The 19,543-nt window shown below is 73.7% G+C and carries 22 protein-coding genes and 1 tRNA gene; 10 read left to right on the plus strand and 13 right to left on the minus strand.

Annotation, left to right across the window (positions count from 1 at the left end):
* From AB4039_RS29695 to AB4039_RS29720, 6 genes are all read right to left on the minus strand, one after another.
* Window positions 1–1,481, minus strand: a 1,481-nt coding sequence (locus AB4039_RS29695; RefSeq protein WP_442272244.1) for a DEAD/DEAH box helicase, incomplete at its 3' end; no start/stop codon positions are given.
* Window positions 1,482–1,585: 104 nt separating this feature from the next.
* Window positions 1,586–1,789, minus strand: a complete 204-nt coding sequence (locus AB4039_RS29700) for a cold-shock protein (protein WP_007263537.1) — start codon at window positions 1,787–1,789, stop codon at window positions 1,586–1,588.
* Window positions 1,790–2,042: 253 nt separating this feature from the next.
* Entirely contained in the window at window positions 2,043–3,200 is a 1,158-nt protein-coding gene (locus tag AB4039_RS29705) for an acetyl-CoA C-acetyltransferase (RefSeq protein ID WP_266838500.1), read from the minus strand.
* Window positions 3,201–3,217: 17 nt separating this feature from the next.
* Window positions 3,218–3,832, minus strand: coding sequence for a TetR/AcrR family transcriptional regulator (locus AB4039_RS29710; protein WP_030228252.1), 615 nt, complete (start codon window positions 3,830–3,832; stop codon window positions 3,218–3,220).
* A 15-nt stretch (window positions 3,833–3,847) separates the two neighbouring features.
* Window positions 3,848–4,630, minus strand: coding sequence for an SDR family oxidoreductase (locus AB4039_RS29715; RefSeq protein WP_266838501.1), 783 nt, complete (start codon window positions 4,628–4,630; stop codon window positions 3,848–3,850).
* Window positions 4,627–5,775, minus strand: coding sequence for an acyl-CoA dehydrogenase family protein (locus tag AB4039_RS29720; RefSeq protein ID WP_442272245.1), 1,149 nt, complete (start codon window positions 5,773–5,775; stop codon window positions 4,627–4,629). Before AB4039_RS29720 ends, AB4039_RS29715 begins: the two co-directional genes overlap by 4 nt.
* Before the next feature lie 46 nt (window positions 5,776–5,821).
* Here AB4039_RS29720 and AB4039_RS29725 point away from each other — a divergent pair, with 46 nt between their 5' ends.
* Genes AB4039_RS29725 through AB4039_RS29735 form a run of 3 tightly spaced genes read left to right on the plus strand, consistent with a single transcriptional unit; the run spans window position 5,822 to window position 8,807 of the window.
* On the plus strand, window positions 5,822–6,673 hold the full coding sequence (locus AB4039_RS29725; protein ID WP_266838503.1) for an enoyl-CoA hydratase: 852 nt from the start codon (window positions 5,822–5,824) through the stop codon (window positions 6,671–6,673).
* The gene (locus AB4039_RS29730) at window positions 6,673–7,818 is read left to right on the plus strand and encodes an acyl-CoA dehydrogenase family protein (RefSeq protein ID WP_442272246.1); all 1,146 of its coding nucleotides are present in this window, start codon (window positions 6,673–6,675) and stop codon (window positions 7,816–7,818) included. The genes AB4039_RS29725 and AB4039_RS29730 overlap by 1 nt, the downstream gene beginning before the upstream one ends.
* Window positions 7,818–8,807: an acyl-CoA dehydrogenase family protein gene (locus AB4039_RS29735; protein WP_442272247.1), complete on the plus strand. Its 990-nt coding sequence runs from the start codon at window positions 7,818–7,820 to the stop codon at window positions 8,805–8,807. The genes AB4039_RS29730 and AB4039_RS29735 overlap by 1 nt, the downstream gene beginning before the upstream one ends.
* Here the strand turns inward: AB4039_RS29735 and AB4039_RS29740 are convergent.
* Both AB4039_RS29740 and AB4039_RS29745 read right to left on the minus strand, forming a co-directional pair.
* The gene (locus AB4039_RS29740; protein WP_442272248.1) at window positions 8,789–9,154 is read right to left on the minus strand and encodes a YrdB family protein; all 366 of its coding nucleotides are present in this window, start codon (window positions 9,152–9,154) and stop codon (window positions 8,789–8,791) included. The two genes, AB4039_RS29735 and AB4039_RS29740, sit on opposite strands and share 19 nt — an antisense overlap.
* Entirely contained in the window at window positions 9,154–9,888 is a 735-nt protein-coding gene (locus AB4039_RS29745) for a class I SAM-dependent methyltransferase (protein ID WP_266838507.1), read from the minus strand. Before AB4039_RS29745 ends, AB4039_RS29740 begins: the two co-directional genes overlap by 1 nt.
* A 483-nt stretch (window positions 9,889–10,371) precedes the next feature.
* Between AB4039_RS29745 and AB4039_RS29750 the strand changes: the two genes are divergently transcribed.
* The 3 genes from AB4039_RS29750 to AB4039_RS29760 are packed head-to-tail and all read left to right on the plus strand — an operon-like array spanning window position 10,372 to window position 12,097.
* Entirely contained in the window at window positions 10,372–10,734 is a 363-nt protein-coding gene (locus AB4039_RS29750; protein ID WP_266838508.1) for a CorA family divalent cation transporter, read from the plus strand.
* Window positions 10,735–10,768: 34 nt separating this feature from the next.
* Window positions 10,769–11,119: a CorA family divalent cation transporter gene (locus AB4039_RS29755; RefSeq protein ID WP_266838509.1), complete on the plus strand. Its 351-nt coding sequence runs from the start codon at window positions 10,769–10,771 to the stop codon at window positions 11,117–11,119.
* Between the two features lie 15 nt (window positions 11,120–11,134).
* The gene (locus tag AB4039_RS29760; protein WP_266838510.1) at window positions 11,135–12,097 is read left to right on the plus strand and encodes an endonuclease/exonuclease/phosphatase family protein; all 963 of its coding nucleotides are present in this window, start codon (window positions 11,135–11,137) and stop codon (window positions 12,095–12,097) included.
* Between the two features lie 27 nt (window positions 12,098–12,124).
* Here the strand turns inward: AB4039_RS29760 and AB4039_RS29765 are convergent, their stop codons facing one another.
* Window positions 12,125–12,457, minus strand: a complete 333-nt coding sequence (locus AB4039_RS29765; protein ID WP_266838511.1) for a hypothetical protein — start codon at window positions 12,455–12,457, stop codon at window positions 12,125–12,127.
* 67 nt (window positions 12,458–12,524) lie between these two features.
* On the opposite strand from AB4039_RS29765, the gene AB4039_RS29770 reads away from it, so the two are divergent.
* Window positions 12,525–12,599: transfer RNA gene (locus AB4039_RS29770), tRNA-Cys, on the plus strand.
* Window positions 12,600–12,604: 5 nt separating this feature from the next.
* Here the strand turns inward: AB4039_RS29770 and AB4039_RS29775 are convergent.
* From AB4039_RS29775 to AB4039_RS29785, 3 genes are read right to left on the minus strand one after another with little or no spacing between them, the layout of a single operon-like run.
* Window positions 12,605–13,486 (minus strand): alpha/beta hydrolase, encoded by an 882-nt coding sequence (locus AB4039_RS29775; protein WP_266838512.1) that lies wholly within the window; start codon window positions 13,484–13,486, stop codon window positions 12,605–12,607.
* A complete protein-coding gene (locus AB4039_RS29780; protein ID WP_266838513.1) occupies window positions 13,483–14,211 on the minus strand; it encodes a glucose 1-dehydrogenase in 729 nt (242 codons plus the stop codon). Before AB4039_RS29780 ends, AB4039_RS29775 begins: the two co-directional genes overlap by 4 nt.
* 3 nt (window positions 14,212–14,214) lie before the next feature.
* Window positions 14,215–15,342, minus strand: coding sequence for an LLM class flavin-dependent oxidoreductase (locus tag AB4039_RS29785; RefSeq protein WP_442272249.1), 1,128 nt, complete (start codon window positions 15,340–15,342; stop codon window positions 14,215–14,217).
* A gap of 111 nt (window positions 15,343–15,453) precedes the next feature.
* On the opposite strand from AB4039_RS29785, the gene AB4039_RS29790 reads away from it, so the two are divergent.
* Window positions 15,454–16,047, plus strand: a complete 594-nt coding sequence (locus tag AB4039_RS29790; protein ID WP_442272250.1) for a PadR family transcriptional regulator — start codon at window positions 15,454–15,456, stop codon at window positions 16,045–16,047.
* Here the strand turns inward: AB4039_RS29790 and AB4039_RS29795 are convergent.
* The gene (locus AB4039_RS29795; protein ID WP_266838516.1) at window positions 15,960–16,556 is read right to left on the minus strand and encodes a flavin reductase family protein; all 597 of its coding nucleotides are present in this window, start codon (window positions 16,554–16,556) and stop codon (window positions 15,960–15,962) included. The genes AB4039_RS29790 and AB4039_RS29795 overlap by 88 nt on opposite strands.
* A gap of 125 nt (window positions 16,557–16,681) precedes the next feature.
* Between AB4039_RS29795 and AB4039_RS29800 the strand changes: the two genes are divergently transcribed.
* Entirely contained in the window at window positions 16,682–18,283 is a 1,602-nt protein-coding gene (locus tag AB4039_RS29800) for a FadD3 family acyl-CoA ligase (protein ID WP_442272256.1), read from the plus strand.
* On the plus strand, window positions 18,280–19,410 hold the full coding sequence (locus AB4039_RS29805; protein ID WP_442272251.1) for an acyl-CoA dehydrogenase family protein: 1,131 nt from the start codon (window positions 18,280–18,282) through the stop codon (window positions 19,408–19,410). The genes AB4039_RS29800 and AB4039_RS29805 overlap by 4 nt, the downstream gene beginning before the upstream one ends.
* The last annotated feature ends 133 nt before the right edge of the window (window positions 19,411–19,543 follow it).

The following is a 19,543-nucleotide window of genomic DNA, read 5'->3' on the forward strand; positions in this document are numbered from 1 at the left end:
GAGCCGGTACGGCGGCCGCGGCCGCCGGAGGCGGGGGCGGCACCCGTGGCGGAGCCGGTGCGCGGGCCGCCCGAGCGGCGGCGCGCGGAGCCCGAGCCGGAGCCGGAGCGCTGCTTCGGCGGGGTCGCGACCGGGACCTCCAGCACCACGGGGATGCCCGAGGGCTCCCGGGCACCGGTCAGGCGGGACAGCTCGTCGTCGGAGGACTTGATCTGCGCGGTGCGCGGGGTGATCCCGGCGTCCGACATCAGCCGGGTCATGTCGCGCTTCTGGTCGGGCAGGACCAGGGTGACGACGCTGCCGGACTCGCCGGCGCGGGCGGTACGGCCGCCGCGGTGCAGGTAGTCCTTGTGGTCGGTGGGCGGGTCCACGTTGACGACGAGGTCGAGGTCGTCGATGTGGATGCCGCGCGCGGCCACGTTGGTGGCGACCAGTGCGGTGACCTCGCCCGTCTTGAACCAGTCGAGGGTGCGGTTGCGCTGCGGCTGCGAGCGTCCGCCGTGCAGGCCGGAGGCGCGGACGCCGTCGGCCAGCAGCTTCTTGACCATGCGGTCGACGCCGCGCTTGGTGTCGACGAACATGATCACCCGGCCGTCGCGAGCGGCTATGCGCGTGGCCACGGCCTTCTTGTCGGTCTCGTCCATGACGTACAGGACGTGGTGCTCCATCGTGCTGACCGCGCCGGCGGACGGGTCGACGGAGAAGGCGACCGGGTCGGTGAGGAACATCTTGACGAGCTTGTCGATGTTCTTGTCGAGGGTCGCCGAGAACAGCATGGTCTGGCCGCCGGGCTCGACCTGCTTGAGCAGGGCGGTGACCTGCGGCATGAAGCCCATGTCGGTCATCTGGTCGGCCTCGTCGAGGACCGTGACGGCGACCTGGGAGAGGTCGGCGTCGCCGCGGTCGATGAGGTCCTTGAGGCGGCCGGGGGTGGCGACGAGCACCTCGGCGCCGCGGCGCAGGGCGCCGGACTGCCGGTTGATCGACATGCCGCCGACGATGGTGGCGATGCGCAGGTTGACGGCCGTGGCGTAGGGGGCCAGGGCGTCGGTGACCTGCTGCGCGAGCTCGCGGGTCGGTACGAGGACCAGCGCGAGCGGCGCCTTCGGCTGCGCGCGGCGGCCGGCGGTGCGGGAGAGCAGGGCCAGGCCGAAGGCCAGCGTCTTGCCGGAGCCGGTGCGGCCGCGGCCGAGCAGGTCACGGCCGGCGAGGGAGTTCGGCAGCGTGGCGGCCTGGATGGGGAACGGCTCGGTCACGCCCTGGGCGGCGAGGGTCTTCAGCAGCGCCTCGGGCATGTCCATGTCCTCGAACGCGGCCACCGGCGGGAGGGCCGGGGTCAGCGGATCGGGCATGGTGAATTCTTGCGGCCGGGCAACGGGGGCGGACTTCTGCCGTCCCGCGCCAGCCTTCGGACGTCCCTGGGCCGCACCTCGGCCCCGGGTGGGGCGGCGGCTGGGTCGTGCGGAGCTGGAGCTGGTCATGCGGAAAAAGCCCTCCTGAAACCGGCAGGTGCGAAACAGCGGTCGAGACAGCAGACAAGCCGGGGCCCGCACCTCGCGGCGCGGACCCCGGCATGCTGAAGAAATTAGGCGGGGAGGATGTTCTCCGCCTGGGGGCCCTTCTGGCCCTGCGTCACGTCGAAGGTCACGCGCTGACCCTCGGTGAGCTCACGGAAGCCCTGGGTGGCGATGTTCGAGTAGTGGGCGAAGACGTCCGGGCCGCCACCGTCCTGCTCGATGAAGCCGAAGCCCTTTTCCGAGTTGAACCACTTCACGGTACCGTTAGCCATTTGAATCTCCTGAATAGGCGGCAAGGGCCCCATCCGGAGATTCCGGTAAAAACAATTAAAGCGCCTGTCGGAGCATTCCCGTCAGGCGCACATAAAGTTCATGGGTACCACAACTGCAACAGCCCCAAAGCTATCACACCTCCCCCGGGGAGCGCCTCCGCCCGTACGTAACCCTCTGGCCACGGCGGGCGTGACCCGGGTCGACGGGGCCGGGGCCGCACGGCCCCGGCCCCGGCCCCGGCCCCCAGGGGGGTCAGAGGCGTTCGATGATCGTGACGTTGGCCTGGCCGCCGCCCTCGCACATGGTCTGGAGGCCGAAGCGGCCGCCCGTGCGCTCCAGTTCGTGCAGGAGGGTGGTCATCAGCTTGACGCCCGTCGCGCCCAGCGGGTGGCCCAGGGCGATGGCGCCGCCGTTGACGTTCACCCGGCCGGGGTCGGCTCCCGTCTCCTTCAGCCAGGCCAGGACCACCGGGGCGAAGGCCTCGTTGATCTCCACCAGGTCGATGTCGGAGAGGGTCAGGCCCGTCTTCTTCAGGGCGTGCGCGGTCGCGGGGATCGGCGCCGACAGCATCCGGATCGGGTCCTCGCCGCGGACGGACAGGTGGTGGACGCGGGCCCGGGGGGTGAGGCCGTGTTCGGCGACCGCCCGCTCGGAGGCGATCAGCATCGCCGCCGCCCCGTCGGAGACCTGGGAGGAGACGGCCGCGGTGATGGTGCCGCCCTCGACGACGGGCCGCAGGCCGGCCATCTTCTCCAGGCTGGTGTCCCGGCGCGGGCCCTCGTCCACGCGCACGTCCCCGTAGGCGACGGTCTCGCGCTCGAAGCGGCCCTCGTCGATGGCCCGCAGGGCCCGCCGGTGGGAGCGCAGGGCGAACTCCTCCATGTCGCGCCGGGAGATCCCCCACTTCTCGGCGATGAGCTGCGCCCCGTGGAACTGGTTGACGGGCGCGTCCCCGTAGCGGGCGCGCCAGCCCGCCGATCCCGCGTAGGGGCCCTCGGTGAGGCCCAGGGGTTCGGCGGCCTGCCGGGAGGCGAAGGCGATGGGGATCATCGACATGTTCTGGGTGCCGCCCGCGACCACCAGGTCCTGGGTGCCGGACAGGACGCCCTGCGCCGCGAAGTGGACGGCCTGCTGGGAGGAGCCGCACTGGCGGTCGACGGTGACGCCGGGCACCTCCTCGGGCAGTCCGGCCGCCAGCCAGGCCGTGCGCGCGATGTCCCCGGCCTGCGGGCCGACGGTGTCGAGGCAGCCGAAGACCACGTCCTCGACGGCGGCCGGGTCGATCCCGGTCCGCTCGACCAGCGCCTTCAGGACGTGGGCGCCGAGGTCGGCGGGGTGCACGGCGGACAGGCCGCCGCCCCTGCGGCCCACGGGGGTGCGTACGGCGTCGACTATGTAGGCCTCGGGCATCGGGACTCCTCCGGTGGTTACGTGCGTACGGCGATCCCGTCCAGCACCATCGACAGGTACTGGCGGGCGATCTCCTCGGGGCTGTGCTGTCCGCCGGGCCGGTACCAGGAGGCGGCGACCCACACCGTGTCGCGGACGAAGCGGTAGGTGAGGCGGATGTCGAGGTCGGCCCGGAAGACCCGGGCGGCGACCCCGCGCTCCAGCGTCCCGAGCCACGCCTTCTCGAACTTGACCTGCGAGTCGGAGAGGTAGTGGAAGCGGGGCTGGGCGGACAGGGTCCGCGCTTCCTTCTGGTAGATGGCGACGGCGGCGCGGTGCCGGTCGATCTCCCGGAAGGACTCGGTGACGAGGGCCTCGATGGTCTCCCTGGGGCCGAGACCGGCGGCCAGGACGGTGTCGTAGCCCGCCCACAGCTCGTTCAGGAAGGCCGAGAGGATCTCGTCGAGCATCGATTCCTTGGAATCGAAGTGGTAGTAGAGGCTGCCGGCGAGCATCCCGGCGGCGTCGGCGATCTTGCGGACGGTGGTGGCGTTGTAGCCCTGGGCCGCGAAGACCTCGGCTGCGGTGTCGAGGAGTTCGCGTCGGCGCTCGGGTGAGGCCGTCACCTGCGGCTTCTTCTTGTTCGTTGGCACGGGCCCATTCTGCGGCTACGCGTGCTGGCTGCTGACCGAGACGGTCTCGCCCGTCATGTAGGACGAGTAGCCGCAGGCCAGGAAGACGATGACGTTGGCGATCTCCCAGGGCTGCGCGTACCGGCCGAAGGCCTCGCGGGCGGTGAGCTCGGTGAGCAGCTCCTCGCTGGTGACCTTCACCAGGTGGGGGTGCATGGCCAGGCTGGGGGCGACCGCGTTGACCCGTACGCCGAAGCCCGCTGCCTCCAGCGCCGCGCAGCGGGTCAGGGCCATCACCCCGGCCTTGGCTGCGGCGTAGTGGGCCTGGCCGGTCTGCGCGCGCCAGCCGATGACGGAGGCGTTGTTGACGACGACCCCTGGGCGGCCGGCGGCCTTGAGGGAGCGCAGGGCGGCGCGGGTGCAGCGGAAGGTGCCGTTCAGGGTGACGTCGAGGACGCGGGACCACTGTGCGTCGGTCATGTCGACGAGGTCGGCGGTGCCGCCGAGCCCGGCGTTGTTGACGATGACGTCGAGGCCGCCGTGGAGCTCCTCGGCGCGGGCGAAGAGGGCCTGGACCTGGTCCTCGTCGGTGACGTCGCAGGGCAGTGAGGCGACGCGGTCCGCGCCGAACTCGGCGGCGAGGGCCTGCTCGGTCTCCTTCAGCCGGCGGGCGTGGGCGTCGCCGATGAGGATGCGGGCGCCTTCCTCCAGGAAGCGGCGGGCGGTGGCGCCGCCGATGCCGGCCCCGGCGGCGGCGGTGATGACGGCGGTGCGGCCCGCCAGCAGGTCGTGGGCGGGGACGTACGCGGGCGCGGTCATGTCCGTGCCTCCTTGGGAAGGCCGAGGATCCGCTCGGCGACGATGGTGCGCTGGATCTCGTCGGAGCCCGCGTAGATGGTGTCGGCGCGGGAGAAGAGGAAGAGCCTCTGCCAGTCGTCGAGGTCGTACGGGTCCCCCTGCGCGCCGCCCGCGAGGAGGGAGGTGGCGCCGCGGACGTCCATGGCGAGTTCGCCGAGGTCGCGGTGCCAGCGGGCCCAGTACAGCTTGGCCAGGGAGGGTGCGGTACCGGGGCTCAGGGCGGTGGCGCGCATGGTCTCCAGGCCGATCCAGGCGCGGACCAGCCGGTCGCGGACCAGCGGGTCGGCGAGGGCGCCGTTGCGCGCGGCCAGTGCGGCGAGGTTCTCCAGTTCGCGGCGGAAGCCGACCTGCTGGCCGAGGGTGGAGACGCCGCGCTCGTAGCCGAGGGTGGCCATGGCGACGGCCCAGCCGTCGCCGGGCGCGCCGACGACGTGGGCGGCGTCGGTGCGGGCGCCGTCGAAGAAGACCTCGTTGAACTCGGAGGTGCCGGTGAGCTGGACGATGGGCCGGATCTCGACCCCGGCCTGGTCCAGGGGGACCAGGAGGTAGGACAGGCCCGCGTGGCGCCGGGAGCCGGGGGTGGTGCGGGCGAGGACGAAGCACCACTGGGACTCGTGGGCGAGGGAGGTCCAGATCTTCTGGCCGTCCACCACCCACTCCCCCTCGTCCAGCCGGGCGCGGGTGCGGACGTTCGCGAGGTCGGAGCCGGCGTCGGGCTCGCTGTAGCCCTGGCACCACAGTTCGCGCACCTCCCGGATGGCGGGGAGGAAGCGGGCCTTCTGTTCCTCGGTGCCGTGGGCGATGAGGGTGGGGCCGAGGAGCTGTTCGCCGATGTGGCCCACGCGGGCGGGGGCGTCGGCGAGGGCGTACTCCTCGTGGAAGGCGATCTGCTCCTCGGTGCTCGCGCCGCGGCCGCCGTAGCGCTCGGGCCAGCCGAGGCAGGTCCAGCCGTGGGCGGCCATGTGGCGTTCCCAGGCGAGGCGTCCGTCGAACTCCTCGTGTTCGCGGCCCGGTCCGCCGCGGCCCTTGAGGGCGGCGAACTCACCGGTGAGGTGGGCCCGTAGCCAACTCCGAACCCCGGTGCGGAACTCCTCGACGCTGCTCATGGCCGTACGTTAACCTACCAAACACTTGTTAGGGAAGGATGTCCGCATGCCCGACGCCACCGACGCCCCACCGGTGCTGTACGAGCGGCGCGGCCCCGTCGCGTACGTGACGATGAACCGCCCCCGCTACCGCAACGCGCAGAACAGCGCGATGACCTACGCCCTGGACGACGCCTTCTACCGGGCCTCCGACGATCCGGAGGTGAAGGTGGTGGTGCTGGCCGGGGCCGGCGGCCACTTCTCCGCGGGCCACGACATCGGCACCCCGCAGCGCGACGCGCACCTGCCCTTCGAGCGGCGGGCCGGCCTGTGGTGGGACCACTCGGCCCGGCCGGGCGCCGAGTCCCGCTTCGCCCGGGAGTCGGAGGTCTACCTGGGGATGTGCCGGCGCTGGCGGGAACTGCCCAAGCCGGTGATCGCCTCCGTGCGGGGGGCCTGCGTGGCGGGCGGGCTGATGCTGGCCTGGGTGTGCGACCTGATCGTGGCGAGCGAGGACGCCTTCTTCTCGGACCCGGTCGTGCGGATGGGCATCCCCGGGGTCGAGTACTTCGCGCACCCGTGGGCGATGCCCCCGCGGATCGCGAAGGAGTTCCTCTACACCGGCGACCGGATGCCCGCCCGGCGGGCGTACGAGGTCGGCATGGTCAACCGGGTCGTGGCCCCGGACGCACTGGCCGCCGAGACCGACCGGCTGGCCCTGCGGATCGCCGAGATGCCCCCGTTCGGGCTGGCCCTGACCAAACGGGCCGTCAACCAGGCCGAGGACCTCCAGGGGATGCACGGCGGCATGGACTCGGTCTTCGGACTGCACCACCTGGCGCACGCCCACAACGCCGAGACGGCGGCGGACTCGCTCGGCGGCATGGACGTGGCCGCCATGAAGGAGGCGAACGGCTGATGGACCTGACCGAGACCGCGGAGGTGGCGGCCTTCCGGGCCGAGGCGCGGGCCTGGCTGACCGCGCACGTACCGCGGCGGCCCCTCCCCTCGCTGGAGACCGCGGAGGGCTTCGAGGCGCACCGGGAATGGGAGGCGCGGATGGCCGCGGACCGCTGGTCGGTGGTGTCATGGCCCGAGGAGTACGGCGGCCGGGGCGTGGACCTCGAACGGTGGCTGGTCTTCGAGGAGGAGTACTGGGCGGCGGGCGCGCCGGGCCGGGTCTCGCAGAACGGCATCAGCCTCCTCGCCCCGACCCTCTTCGACCACGCGAGCCCCGCCCAGCGGGCCCGGGTGCTGCCCTCCATGGCGAGCGGCGAGGCGATCTGGGCGCAGGCCTGGTCCGAGCCGGAGGCGGGCTCCGACCTGGCCTCGCTGAAGTCCCGGGCCGAGYGCACGGAGGGCGGCTGGCTGCTGTCGGGGCAGAAGACCTGGTCCTCGCGGGCCGCGTTCGCGGACCGGGCCTTCGGCATCTTCCGTACGGACCCCGGTGCGGACCGGCCCCACCGGGGGCTCACGTACCTGATGTTCGGCCTGCGGGAACCGGGGGTGACGGTGCGGCCCATCGGCCGGCTCGACGGCAAGCCCGCCTTCGCCGAACTCTTCCTCGACCGGGTCTTCGTACCCGACGAGGACGTGATCGGGGAGCCGGGCCAGGGCTGGCGGATCGCGATGGCGACGACGGGCAACGAGCGCGGGCTGACCCTGCGCTCCCCCGGCCGGTTCCTGGCCGCCGCCGACCGGCTCCTGGCCCTGTGGCGGGAGCGGGGCGACCCGGCGGACACGGCCCTGCGCGACCGGGTCGCGGACGCGGTGGTCGGGGCGCGCGCCTACGAGCTGTTCACCCGCGCCGGCGCCTCCCGCTTCGCGGCGGGCACCGCGATCGGCGCCGAGTCCAGCCTGAACAAGGTGTTCTGGTCCGAGTACGACATGGCCCTGCACGAGACGGCCCTGGACCTGCTGGGCCCGGACGCCGAGCTGGCGGAGGGCGAGTGGGCCGAGCCGTGGGTCTTCTCCCTGGCCGGGCCGATCTACGCCGGCACCAACGAGATCCAGCGCGACATCATCGCCGAGCGGCTGCTCGGCCTCCCGAAGGGCCGCCGCTGATGCGCTTCCTGCCGACCGAGGAACAGGACGACTTCACCCGTACGCTGCGCTCCCTCCTCGGCGCCGCCGGGGTGCCCGCGGCCGTGCGGGCCTGGGCCGCCGGGGAGCACGGACCGGGGCTCGCCCTGTGGTCGCGGCTCGCGGACACGGGGCTGTTCGCGCTCGCGGTGCCGGAGGCGTACGAGGGGATGGGCCCGCTCCCGGTGGAACTGGCCCTCGGCTTCGTGGAGCTGGGCCGGGCCGGCGTCCCCGGGCCGGCCGTGGAGAGCGCGGCGGCGGCGGTGCTCCTGGCGCACCTCGGGGACGAGGCACTGGCGAAACGCTTCCTCCCGGGGCTGGCGGCGGGTACGGCCCCGGCCACGCTGACCCTGCCGGCCGGCTCCCCGTACGCCTTGGACGCGGACGCGGCCACCTGGCACTTCACCGTCTCGGCGGCGGGGGAACTGCGCCTCGCCCCGGCCGGGACCACCGTCACCCCGCTGGCCTCCCTCGACCCGGCCCGCAGGCTCGGGGCCCCGGCGGACGGCGGGGAACTCCTCGCGGCGGGCCCGGCCGTCACGGCCGCCGCGCGGGCGGCCCTGCGGTGGGCGCGGCTGCTGACGGCGGCCCAGTGCCTGGGCGTCGGCGAGGCCCTGCTCGGGCGGACGGTCGAGTACGCGAAGCAGCGCACCCAGTTCGGGACGCCGATCGGCGGTTTCCAGGCGGTCAAGCACCGGCTGGCGGACACCCTGCTGGGTCTGGAGTTCGCCCGGCCGCTGCTGTGGGCGGCGGCGCTGTCCCTGGAGCCGGGCGAGGTCGCGGCGGCGAAGCTCGCCGCGGGCGGGGCGGCGTACGCGGCCGCGCTGACCGCGCTGCAACTGCACGGGGCCGTCGGCTACACCGAGGAGCTGGACCTGTCGCTGTGGCTGCGCAAGGCCCGGCCGCTGCGGGACGCGTGGGGCACGCCCGCGCAGTGCCGGGCGCAGGTGCTTCAGTCCCGGGAGCGGTAGTACGTCACCAGCACGGTGTTCACCAGCGCCAGGCCGGCGAACCACAGGGCCTGTGGGCGCATCCCCAGCCCGACGAGGGCGAGGGCCGCCGACCCGAACACGACGGCCTTCACCGCGAGTACGGCCGGCAGCGGGACCCGGTAGCGGGCGCGCGGAGCGGCGAAGGCCCCCCACAGGACGGCCGCGGCGCCCGCCACCACCGCCCCGAGCAGCGCGCCGACGACGAGGTGGCCGCCCCACTCGTAGCCCCAGACGGCGAGCGCGAGGAGGGCGGCGACCTCCAGGAGGAACGCGAGGAGTTCGTTGGCCTGCCGGAACGCGCGGTGGGCCGCGGAGACGGCCGCCATCACGGGTTCCGGGCGAGGTGCAGGGCGACGGTGTACGGCTCCTCCACCGTCCCGTCCGGGAAGAGGCCCTCCAGCCGGGCGCGCTCGGCGTCCATGAACGTCCGGGTGCCCTCCTCGCCGAGGAGCAGGAAGGCCGAGTGGCTGGAGAGGTTGGCCAGGTGGGCGTCGAGGGGGATCCGGCGCGACCAGGCGACGGTGCGGGTGGCGAATCCGGAGCCGATGCCCTGCGGGAGGGTGCGGAACCGGGTGGCGCCGTCCGCCTCGAAGAACGCCCGGATCCGCGCGCCCTGTTCGGCGACCCAGGGGACGGCCTCGTCTATGTCGTTCCACCAGATGGCGAGCGCGCCGCCGGGCCGCAGGACGCGGCGGGCCTCCGGGACGGCGAGGGCGGGGTCCGTCCAGTGCCAGGCCTGCGCGTACGTGACGAGGTCGAAGGCGCCGGTGGACAGGGGCAGTCGGTCCCCGTCGCCGCGGACGACCGGGATGTCCGGGTGCGCCCGCCGGAACTCGGCGGCCATCCCGTCCCCGGGCTCGACGGCGACCACCTCGGCCCCGCGCCGGCGCATCGGTCCGGTCCCGAGGCCGGTCCCGGCCCCCACGTCGGCCACCCTGGCGCCGGCGAGCGGCCGGCCGGCCAGCTCCTCGACGGCGTCGTACAGCGCTTCGGGATACCCGGGGCGGTGGGCCGCGTAGAGCGCGGCGGCCGCGTCGAAGGAACGGGCGCGTCTCGTCATGCGCCCATTGTTTGCGATCCCCCTCGCCCTGACCAGCCCTTTCCTCCCACCCGCAGGCCGCCGGGGCCTGGTCTTCACATGACACATCGGGTGATGCGCGATTTTCCCGACTTTGTCATCACATTGCCTGTCGTTTACGGTGTCGGAGGCGCGGGACGAACCGCGTCCCGATTCGCGGGAGGTGATCAGCGTGCCTATTGGCAGTAGTCCCAGGGCGTATACGCCACCGATCCCGCTCGACGCGCTGCGCTAGTCGCGCCTCTTTATCCCCATCCGACTTTATCCGGATCCGACTTATCTGGGTCCGACTTATCCGGATCCGACTTTATCCGGATCCGACACCGCATCGGCGTGCCCCGGCACGTCCGCCGGTGTCCGGGGCGCGCGACGTCGATCACGCACCGCATCCCCCGACTTTCCCGGCGAAACACGTTGCCCCACGTTTACCGCCGCATCACGCCCGAGATCCGCGGAAGGAATGCCATGACCAACATGACGCCGACGACCCACGACAACACCCTCATGCCGGCCGAGACGGTGGAGGAGCACGCCCAGAAGGTGGAGCTGCTCCGCGAGATCAACCGGGAGATCCGCGGGCTGAACCAGGAAATGGAAGACATCCGGGAAATCACCGAAGACCAGTTGAAGGTCACCGTGGAAACCCGGAAGGTGAGCGCCTGGACGGCGATAGCCGTGGTGCCCGGCGCTCTGGCGTCGCTCTACGGCTCCAATTTCGAGCACATGCCCGAGCTGCAGTTCAAGTACGGCTGGCCGCTGTTCCTCGCCGCCCTGGCGTCCACCGCGCTGGCCACCTACTTCACGGTCAAGCGCAAGGGCTGGCTGTAGGCGGCCCGCCACCGACCAGAGGAAGGGAAATCACATGTCGGACAATCCCGTGCGCTCCGGCCCGGCCGGGCTCACCCCGAAAGACCTCGACGCCTACTCGAACGAAGAACTCCGCGATTTCCTCCAGGGAGTCCGCCGGTACCGGAAGGAATTGGTACTGCTCCACCGGAAGTCGGTGGAGCTTTACCAGGGGACCAGGGTCACCCGGAGGGTGACCTCGTGGCTCGTGGTGTTCATGATTCCCACGCTGCTGGGCGGCATCTACTCGGCGAACTTCCACCAGCCCGAAGCCGCCTACGTCTGGGCGTGGCCCGCCTTCCTCCTCCTGGTGGCCGGTTCGGGGATCGCCATGTTCACCCACCTGCGGCGCAGGGACTGCATCTAGCGGAGGCGAGGACCCATGACCCGCAGCACACGGCGGGGCGGCTCGGGGGGCCGCCCCCGCCACACCGCACGCATCGCCGTCCCCTCGCTCCTCCTCGCCGTGGCCCTGCTCTTTCCGCAGCTGCTGCCCAATACGCCGGGCAACCTGGGCAGCCTCGTCGAGACCGCCCTCCCGTGGTTCGCCGTCGCGGTGGCGGCCCTCCTCCTGTGGGCGGCGGGGCGTGGCACACGACTGGGGATGGCGGCGGCCCTGGTGCCCCTCGTGGCCTGGTGCCTCCTCTTCCTGCCGACCCTGACGGCGCCGCCCCGTGCGGGGGCCGGCGACTTCAGGGCCCTGTCCTTCAACGTCGGCGGGGCCCGCACCAGCCCCGAGGCCGTCGCCCGGGAAGTGATCGCCACCGGCGCCGATCTCGTCGCCCTGGAGAAGGTCCCCCTGGGGGCCGTCCCCGCGTACGAGAAGGCGCTCGCCGCCGCGTACCCCCACCACACCACCCGCAACACCCTCGGCCTGTGGTCACGCCATCCGCTGCGCGAGGTGGAGGCGCTGGACCTGGGCGGCCCCTGGCCGCACGCGATCCGGGCCGTCGCCGGCACCCCCGGCGGGGACACCGCCGTCTACACGGTGCGCCTGCCCTCCGTACGGGTCCGGGCGAGCGAGGGCTTCGCCATCGGGCCCCGCGACGCGGCCGCGGCCGAACTGGCCGACCGCATCGCCAGGGATCCGGCCCCCCGCATGATGCTGCTCGGCGACCTCAACGGCAGCCTGCACGACCGGGGCCTGGCCCCCCTCACCCGGCACCTGGAGCCCGCCCAGGAGCACGCGGGCCGGGGCTTCGGGTTCACCTGGCCCGCCCCCTTCCCCGTGGTCCGGATCGACCACGTGCTGCTGCGCGGCCTGGAGGCCACCACCACGAGCGTCCTGCCCGACCTGGGCAGTGACCACCGGCCCGTCCTCACCGAGGTGAGACGCACGGCGTGACGAGCGGGCATGGCGCCGGCCGCGGTACTAGGCGCGGCGCAGCGAGAGGCGCATGAGGGTGGCCGTCTGGAAGAGGAGGAGGACGGCGGTGGCGGCCTGGGCGGCCCACTGGGCGGGCCCGGTGTCCGGCCGGTCGTACGCCGCCCAGGCCGCGGCACCCGCCAGGGCCACGCCCACCGCGACGGCGGCGACGAGGAAGCGGCCCGCGAACTCCGCCGACGTGCCCTGGGGGACCGCGGAGCCGAGGACGAACACCCCGAGCAGGACCGGGATCCATGGTGCTCCGGAGTCGCGCAGCAGGAAGGCGGCGCCCGCCTCCACGGCGAGGAGCAGGCAGGCGCGCAGGAGGAAGCCAGGCATGGACACATCATGCCGGGGAATCCGGCGTGCGCACCCGCCCACCGCCCGCATAAGATCCACCGCAAGGGCGGGGTCGTAGTACAGAGGTCGTTGCACCCCCCTGCAAGGGGGAAGACGCCGGTTCGAATCCGGCCGCCCCGCCCCCTCCTACGCAGTCGCCGCCAGCCAGGCCGCCGCGCCCGCGAGCGCCGCCCGCCCGGCCTGCAGCGGCAGGCCCAGGAAGCCGTGGAAGACCCCCGGGTGGAGCCGGACCTCGCAGTCGACCCCCGCTTCCCCCAGCCGGCGCGCGTACGCCAGCCCCTCGTCCCGCAGCAGGTCGCAGTCGGCGAGGAGGATCAGCGTGCGGGGCAGTGCGGCCAGCGCCTCCAGGCCGGCCCGCAGCGGGGAGACGTGCGGGTGCGCGGGGTCGCCGCCGTACTGCTCCCAGTACCAGGCCATGTGCGCGGCGGTGTGGAAGTGGTCCCGGCCGTACGTGGTCACCGACCCGGAGCCCATGGAGGCGTCCAGCGGCGGGTACGCCAGCAGTTGCCCGGCGGCCAGTCCGGGTGCGCGCAGCGCGGTGACGGCGGCCAGGTTGCCGCCGCTGGAGTCCCCCGCGACCACCACCCGCCCCGGGTCACAGCCCAGCGCCCCGGCTTCGGCCCGCGCCCACAGCAGTACGCGGAGGGCGTCGTCGGAGGCGGCGGGCCAGGGGTGTTCGGGGGCCAGCCGGTAGTCGGCGGAGACGACCACCGCCCCGGAGGCGGCGGCCAGCTTCCGGCACAGGGCGTCGTGCGTGTCCAGCCCGCACATCACCCAGCCGCCGCCGTGGAAGTACACGGCGAGCGGCCGGCCGGCGGCTCCCGGCGCGGGGTCGTAGATCCGCACCGGGACCCCGCCCGCGTCGGCGTCGCGCACCGAGGCCACCTCGGGGCCGGGCGGGCCGGGCACGGCCGCCGCCCGCAGGGCCGTCACGTCCCCGGGTCCGGGGAAGACCGCCGCCATCGCGTCGCACAGCCCCCGCGCGGCGGGGGAGAGCCGCCCGCTCATCCGGCCGTCATCCCGCCGTCGACCGCGAACTCGGTTCCGGTCACGTACGAGGAGGCGTCCGAGCACAGGAACAGCACCAGCTCCCCGACCTCCCGGGGCCGCCCCATCCGGCCCAGCGGCACGTGAGACCAGTCCCGTCCGGCGACCGCGTCGGCCACCATCGGGGTGTCGATGGCCCCCGGGTGTACGGAGTTGACCCGGATCCCGTCCCCGGCCAGGTCGAGCGCGGCGGACCGGGTCAGCCCGCGCAGGGCGAACTTGGTGGACCCGTAGGCCGCGTGGCCCGGTATGCCGACCAGGCCCGCCGTGGAGGAGATGTTGACGACCGAGCCGCCGCCGGCCGCCCGCAGCACGGGCGCGACGGCCTGGATGCCGAGGAAGGGCCCCAGCAGGTTGACCCGCAGCAGTTCCTCGAAGCCCTGCGCGCTCTGCTCCTCCACGTGCGCGGTGCGCCACAGGGCGGCGTTGTTGACGAGTGCCGAGACGGTCCCGAAGGCGGCCACCGCCTCCCGTACCACCTGGGCCCAGCTGCCCGCGTCGGCCACGTCGTGCCGTACGTAGAGCGCGCGGTCCCCCAGCGCGGCGGCGACCGCCCGGCCCTCCTCCTCGCGGACGTCGGTGACGACGACCCGCGCCCCGGCCTCCGCGCACAGCCGGGCCTCCTCGGCGCCCTGGCCGCGTCCGGCGCCGGTGATCACGACGACCTTCCCGTCGAGGGAGATCACGGCTCAGCCCTCCAGTTCCGGGGCGCGGAAGTGCGGGATGACCTTCTCGCCCCACTGGCGGATGGTCTCCATGCAGGCCTCCTGCGGGACGGTGCCCATCTGGATCAGGCACATGACCTCGTCGACGCCGATCTCGCGCAACTGCTCGACGTAGGCGACGGCCGTCTCGGCGCTGCCGTAGGCGTGGTCGGCGTTGTAGGTGCCGGTGTCGACCGGGCGGGCGGGGATGTTCGCCTCGTGCAGCCGGGCGACGAGCTCCTCGCGGCCCCGGTCGAGGGCGCCCACGTGGTCCTCGTCCTCGGCGTAGCCCGTCGGGGCGGGCGCGTTGCCGTACCAGTGGGCGATGGACTCGGCGAAGAAGCGCTGCCCGCGCGTGCCCAGGCGCAGCGCGCGCTCGGCGTCGTCGAGGACGATCGTGGGGCAGAGCGCGGAGAGGTGGTCGTTGACCCGGTCCGAGACGAGGCGCTCGCCGGTGCGGGTGGCGATGGCCTCGTCGTAGACCTTGCGCATGGCGCGGACGTCATCGGCGCCGGCGAAGCCCATCACCAGGGCTCCGATGCCCAGTTCGGCGGCGAGCTTGAGGGTGTCGTGCTTGGAGCAGGCCATGAACAGGGGCGGGTGCGGGTCCTGCACCGGGCGGGGCAGGATCGCGCCGGGGCCGATGTCGAGCGATCCGTGCCATGCGAACTCCGGCTCCCGCCAGGCGGCGGAGAAGATCCGCAGCGCCTCCTCCATCTGCGGGTAGGTGTCCTCGGGGTTCACCCCGTACATGGACATCTCCTGGCGGGTGGCCCCTCGCCCGGCACCGATGTCGACGCGGCCGCCGGAGAGCACGTCGAGCATGGCGGCCCGCTCGGCGACGCGCACCGGGTGCTGGTAGGCGAAGGGCATGGTGACCACGCCATGGCCGATGCGGATCTTCCGCGTCCGGGCGGCGACCCAGGTCAGGAAGATCTCGGAGGCGCTCATGTGGGCGTACTGGGTCAGGGAGTGGTGTTCCACGGCCCAGATCCGGTCGAAGCCCATCTCCTCGGCGAACACGGCCTGTTCGACGCAGTCGTGGATGACCTGGCGTTCGCGTTCGGGGGTGGGGTCGACGAGCTGCGCCTCGAAGATCATCGAGAACTTCACGGTGCGGTCCCTCCATCCAGCTGTGGGCAGGTATTTCTATTAGGAATACTTCTAGCAGTCATGCCCTGTCGGGGGAAGGGCATCGCGGGGACCGGCCATAGACTGCGCTGCGTGGCAGACGAGACGAACACGCGCACGCTCCCGGCGACCAGCTGGGCGGTGCTCGGCCTGCTCTCCTTCGGCGAGGAGCTGTCGGGCTACGACCTGAAGAAATGGTCGGACTGGTCGCTGCGCTTCTTCTACTGGAGCCCGTCCTTCAGCCAGATCTACAGCGAGCTCAAGCGGCTGGAGAAGGCCGGCTACGCCTCCTCGCGGATGGTCGCCCAGGACACCGGCACCCGCGACAAGCGCGTGTACCGGATCACCGACGAGGGCATGGCCGCCGTACGGGAATGGGCGCGCGAGGCGCCGGTCGACCCCCCGGTCCTCAAGCACGGGCCGATGCTGCGGCTGTGGCTGGGCCACCTGCTGGAGCCGGAGCAGATGCGCGACATCCTGTTCCAGCACCAGGAGTTCGCCGAACGGATGCGCCGCCGGGCGGTGGCGGACGTGGAGGGGGCCCAGGACGAGGCCGCATGGGCCTACCCGACGCTCACCCTCAAGTGGGCGGAGCGGTACTACGCCTCCGAGCGGGACCTGGCCGCCGCCATGCTCGCGGACATCGAGGCGCTCGCCCCGGCCCCGGAGTCCGGCACCCGCCCGTAGGCGCGCCGGAAGTAGAGCAGCGGCGCGCCGTCGCGGTGCACCGCCGCGGCGGTGACGCGACCGAGCGCGATGGCGTGGTCGCCGCCGTCCAGCACGCCCTCCAGGACGCACTCGACGGTGGCGAGCACCCCGTCGAGCAGCGGCGCCCCGGCGGCGCCCGCGTACCAGGGGACGCCGGCGAACTTGTCGCCGCCCGTGACGGCGAAGCGGCGGCACAGCTCCAGCTGGTCGGCGGCCAGGACGTTGACGGCGAAGGCTCCCGCGGCCCGGATCACCGGCCAGGTGGTGGAGGTGCGGGCCGGGCAGAAGCAGACCAGCGGCGGGTCCAGGGAGACGGAAGAGAACGACTGCACGGCCATTCCGACGGGGCGGCCGTCGCTGCCGCACGCCGTGATGACGGCGATGCCGGTGCAGAAGCCCGACAGGACCGACTTCATGTCGTCGGCGACGGCGGCGGTGGCGTGCACGGCCGGAGCGGCGGGAGCGGCGGGAGCGGCGTGGGTCGACACGGGAACCTCCAGGGAAGTTATTCCTACTAGGTATATGCCTAACCAAAACAGCTGTGATTGGATACCGCCCACGCTCGCTCGTCAAGTAGGGAGGGTTCGTGACCAGCCCCCGCCAGACCCCGCAAGTGCCCCCGCCCCGAACGCCGTTGGCTCCCCCGTCCGCGCCGCCCGCCACCCTCGCCTTCCTCGCCGCCCACGCCGCCGCCGCGTACGGCGACCGGGAGGCGCTCGCCGACGGAGAGGTCCGCTGGACCTTCGCCGAACTGGCCGCGGAGATCGCCGCCGCCGCCCGCGCCGCCATCGCCCACGGCATCCGCCCCGGCGACCGGGTGGCCCTCTGGGCCCCGAACGGCCACCGGTGGATCACCGCCGCCCTGGGCGCGGTCGGCGCGGGCGCCGTGCTCGTCCCGGTCAACACCCGCTACAGGCCCGCCGAGGCCGCCGACGTCATCCGCCGCAGCGGAGCCCGCGTGCTGTTCACCGAGCGCGGCTTCCTCGGCACCGACTACGCCCGCGACCTGCACGCCTCCGGAGAGGACCTCGGAGCCCTGGCCTCCACCGTGATCCTGCGCGGCGGACGGGGGGAGGAGTCCTGGGAGGCGTACCTGAGCGCCGGGCGGTCCGTGTCCGAGGCGGAGCGCGCCGACCGCGCCGCCCGCGTCCGCCCCGACGACATCGCCGACGTCCTCTACACCTCCGGCACCACGGGCCGCTCCAAGGGGGTCACGAGCACCCACGCCCAGACCCTGCGGCTCTACGCCTCCTGGTCGGAGCTGGTCACCCTGCGCCCGGGCGACCGGTACCTGCTGGTCAACCCGTTCTTCCACACCTTCGGCTACAAGGCCGGCGTGCTCGCCTGCCTGTTGCGCGGGGTCACGATGCTCCCCGAGGCCCGGTACGACACGGACCGCATCCTGCGGCGCATGGCCGAGGAACGGGTCACCTGCCTGATGGGGCCGCCCACCGTCTTCCACGGCCTGCTGCGCCACCCGGACCGCGCCGCCCACGACCTCTCCGCGCTGCGGCTGGCCGGCACCGGCGCCGCCCGCGTGCCCGCCTCCCTCGTCGAGGAGATCCGCGAAGGACTGGGCGCACCCCACGTGTTCACCGCCTACGGACTGACCGAGTGCGGCGGGGTCGTCTCCGTCTGCCCCACCGACGCCGACTCCGACACGCTCGCCCGCACCGTCGGCCCGCCCCTGCCCGGCACCGAGGTGCGGATCACCGGACCGCTGGGCGCGGTGCTGCCCGCCGGGGAACCCGGCGAGGTGCAGGTCCGCGGCTACCACGTCACCCCCGGCTACCTGGACGACCCGGCGGCCACCGCCGACGCGATCCTGCCCGGCGGCTGGCTGCGCACCGGGGACGTCGGCGTCCTGGACGGCCGCGGTTACCTCGCCATCACCGACCGGCTCAAGGACATGTACGTGGTCGGCGGGTTCAACGCCTACCCGGCGGAGGTGGAGAACGTGCTGGTGACCCACCCCGCGGTGGCGGACGCCGCCGTGGTCGGGGCCCCCGACGAACGGCTCGGCGAGGTGGGCGTCGCCTACCTGGTCACCAGCGCCCCGGTCACCGCCGAGGAACTGACCGCCTGGGCCCGGGAGCGGCTGGCCAACTTCAAGGTGCCCCGGCGGTTCACGGTGGTCGAGGAACTCCCGCGCAACGCGGGGGGCAAGCTGCTGAAGGAACGGCTGCGCCGCGCGGCCCGGGGGGAGTCGGCATGAGCGGCGGCCCGGACCTGGGAACCACCCCGGAGCAGGACGAACTGCGCGACGCCGTCAGGGCGGTGCTCGCCCGGCACCCCGGCCACGCGGCCTGGGGCCCGCTGACCGGGCAGGTGGGCGTGGCCGCGCTGGCGGTCCCCCCGGAGTACGGCGGGCTGGGCTGCGGGCCCGCCGAGACCGGGGTGGTGATGGCGGAGCTGGGCCGCGCGCTGAGCCCCGTACCGTACCTGGGCTCGGCGGTGCTGGCCGTGCAGGCGCTGCTCGCGTCCGGGGACCGGGAGGCCTGCGCACGGTACCTGCCCGGGCTGGCGGACGGGTCTGCGGTGGGGGCGCTGGCCTGGGCGGAGGGCCCCGACGACAGCTCCGCGACCGGGGCCGGACCCGGGGCCGGGCCCGCCGCGGGGCGGGGCGGGTGGGAGGACGGGGACCTCGTCACCCGGGCCGAGCCCGCCGGATCCGGCTGGCTGCTCACCGGCACCAAGCGGTACGTCCTGACCGGCCCCGGGCGGCCCGGGCCGCTGCTGGCCTTCGCCCGGCGCCGGGACACCGGCCGCCTCGGCCTGTTCGAACTCGACGGCCCGCCGGACGGGTTCGCCGTACGGTCCACCATGGACCCGACCCGCCCGCTGGCCGTCCTGTCCCTCGACCGGACCCCGGCCCGGCTGCTCTCCCCCGACGGCGGGGCCGTCCTCGCCCGGGTCCGCGACCTGGCCTGCACCGCGCTCGCCGCCGAACAGGCGGGGGCCGCCGGGCGGGCCCTGGAGGTGACGGTCCGCCACGCGAAGGACCGTACCCAGTTCGGCCGCCCCATCGGCTCCTTCCAGGCCGTCAAGCACCGGCTCGCCGACCTGTACACCGCCGTGGAGACGGCCCGCGCGCTCGCCCGCGCCGCGGCCGCCTCCGACGCCGCGCCGCAGCTGGCCGCCGCCGCCAAGTCGGCCTGCTCCGAGGCGTACGCGTACGTCGCGGGCGAGATGATCCAGCTGCACGGCGGGATCGGCATCACCTGGGAGCACGAGGCGCACACCTTCTTCAAGCGCGCCCACGGCTCGGCGCAGCTCTTCGGTCCGCCCGCCGCCCACCGGGAGCGGCTGGCCGCACTCCTGGGGTACGCCCCGGCCCGCTGACGTCTCGGGCCCGTCACGGGCAGCGCCATGGATCTCCACGCGGCGGAAGCGGCCGCTGCGGCACTCGCGAACCTCTACGGGAGCGCCGGGGTGTCGCCGCTGCGGGGCGGCGCGCGGCGGGGATCGTGCGCGC

Origin of the sequence: Streptomyces sp. M-16, from assembly GCF_052114405.1 — a bacterium.
In the GTDB taxonomy this organism is placed as follows: domain Bacteria; phylum Actinomycetota; class Actinomycetes; order Streptomycetales; family Streptomycetaceae; genus Streptomyces.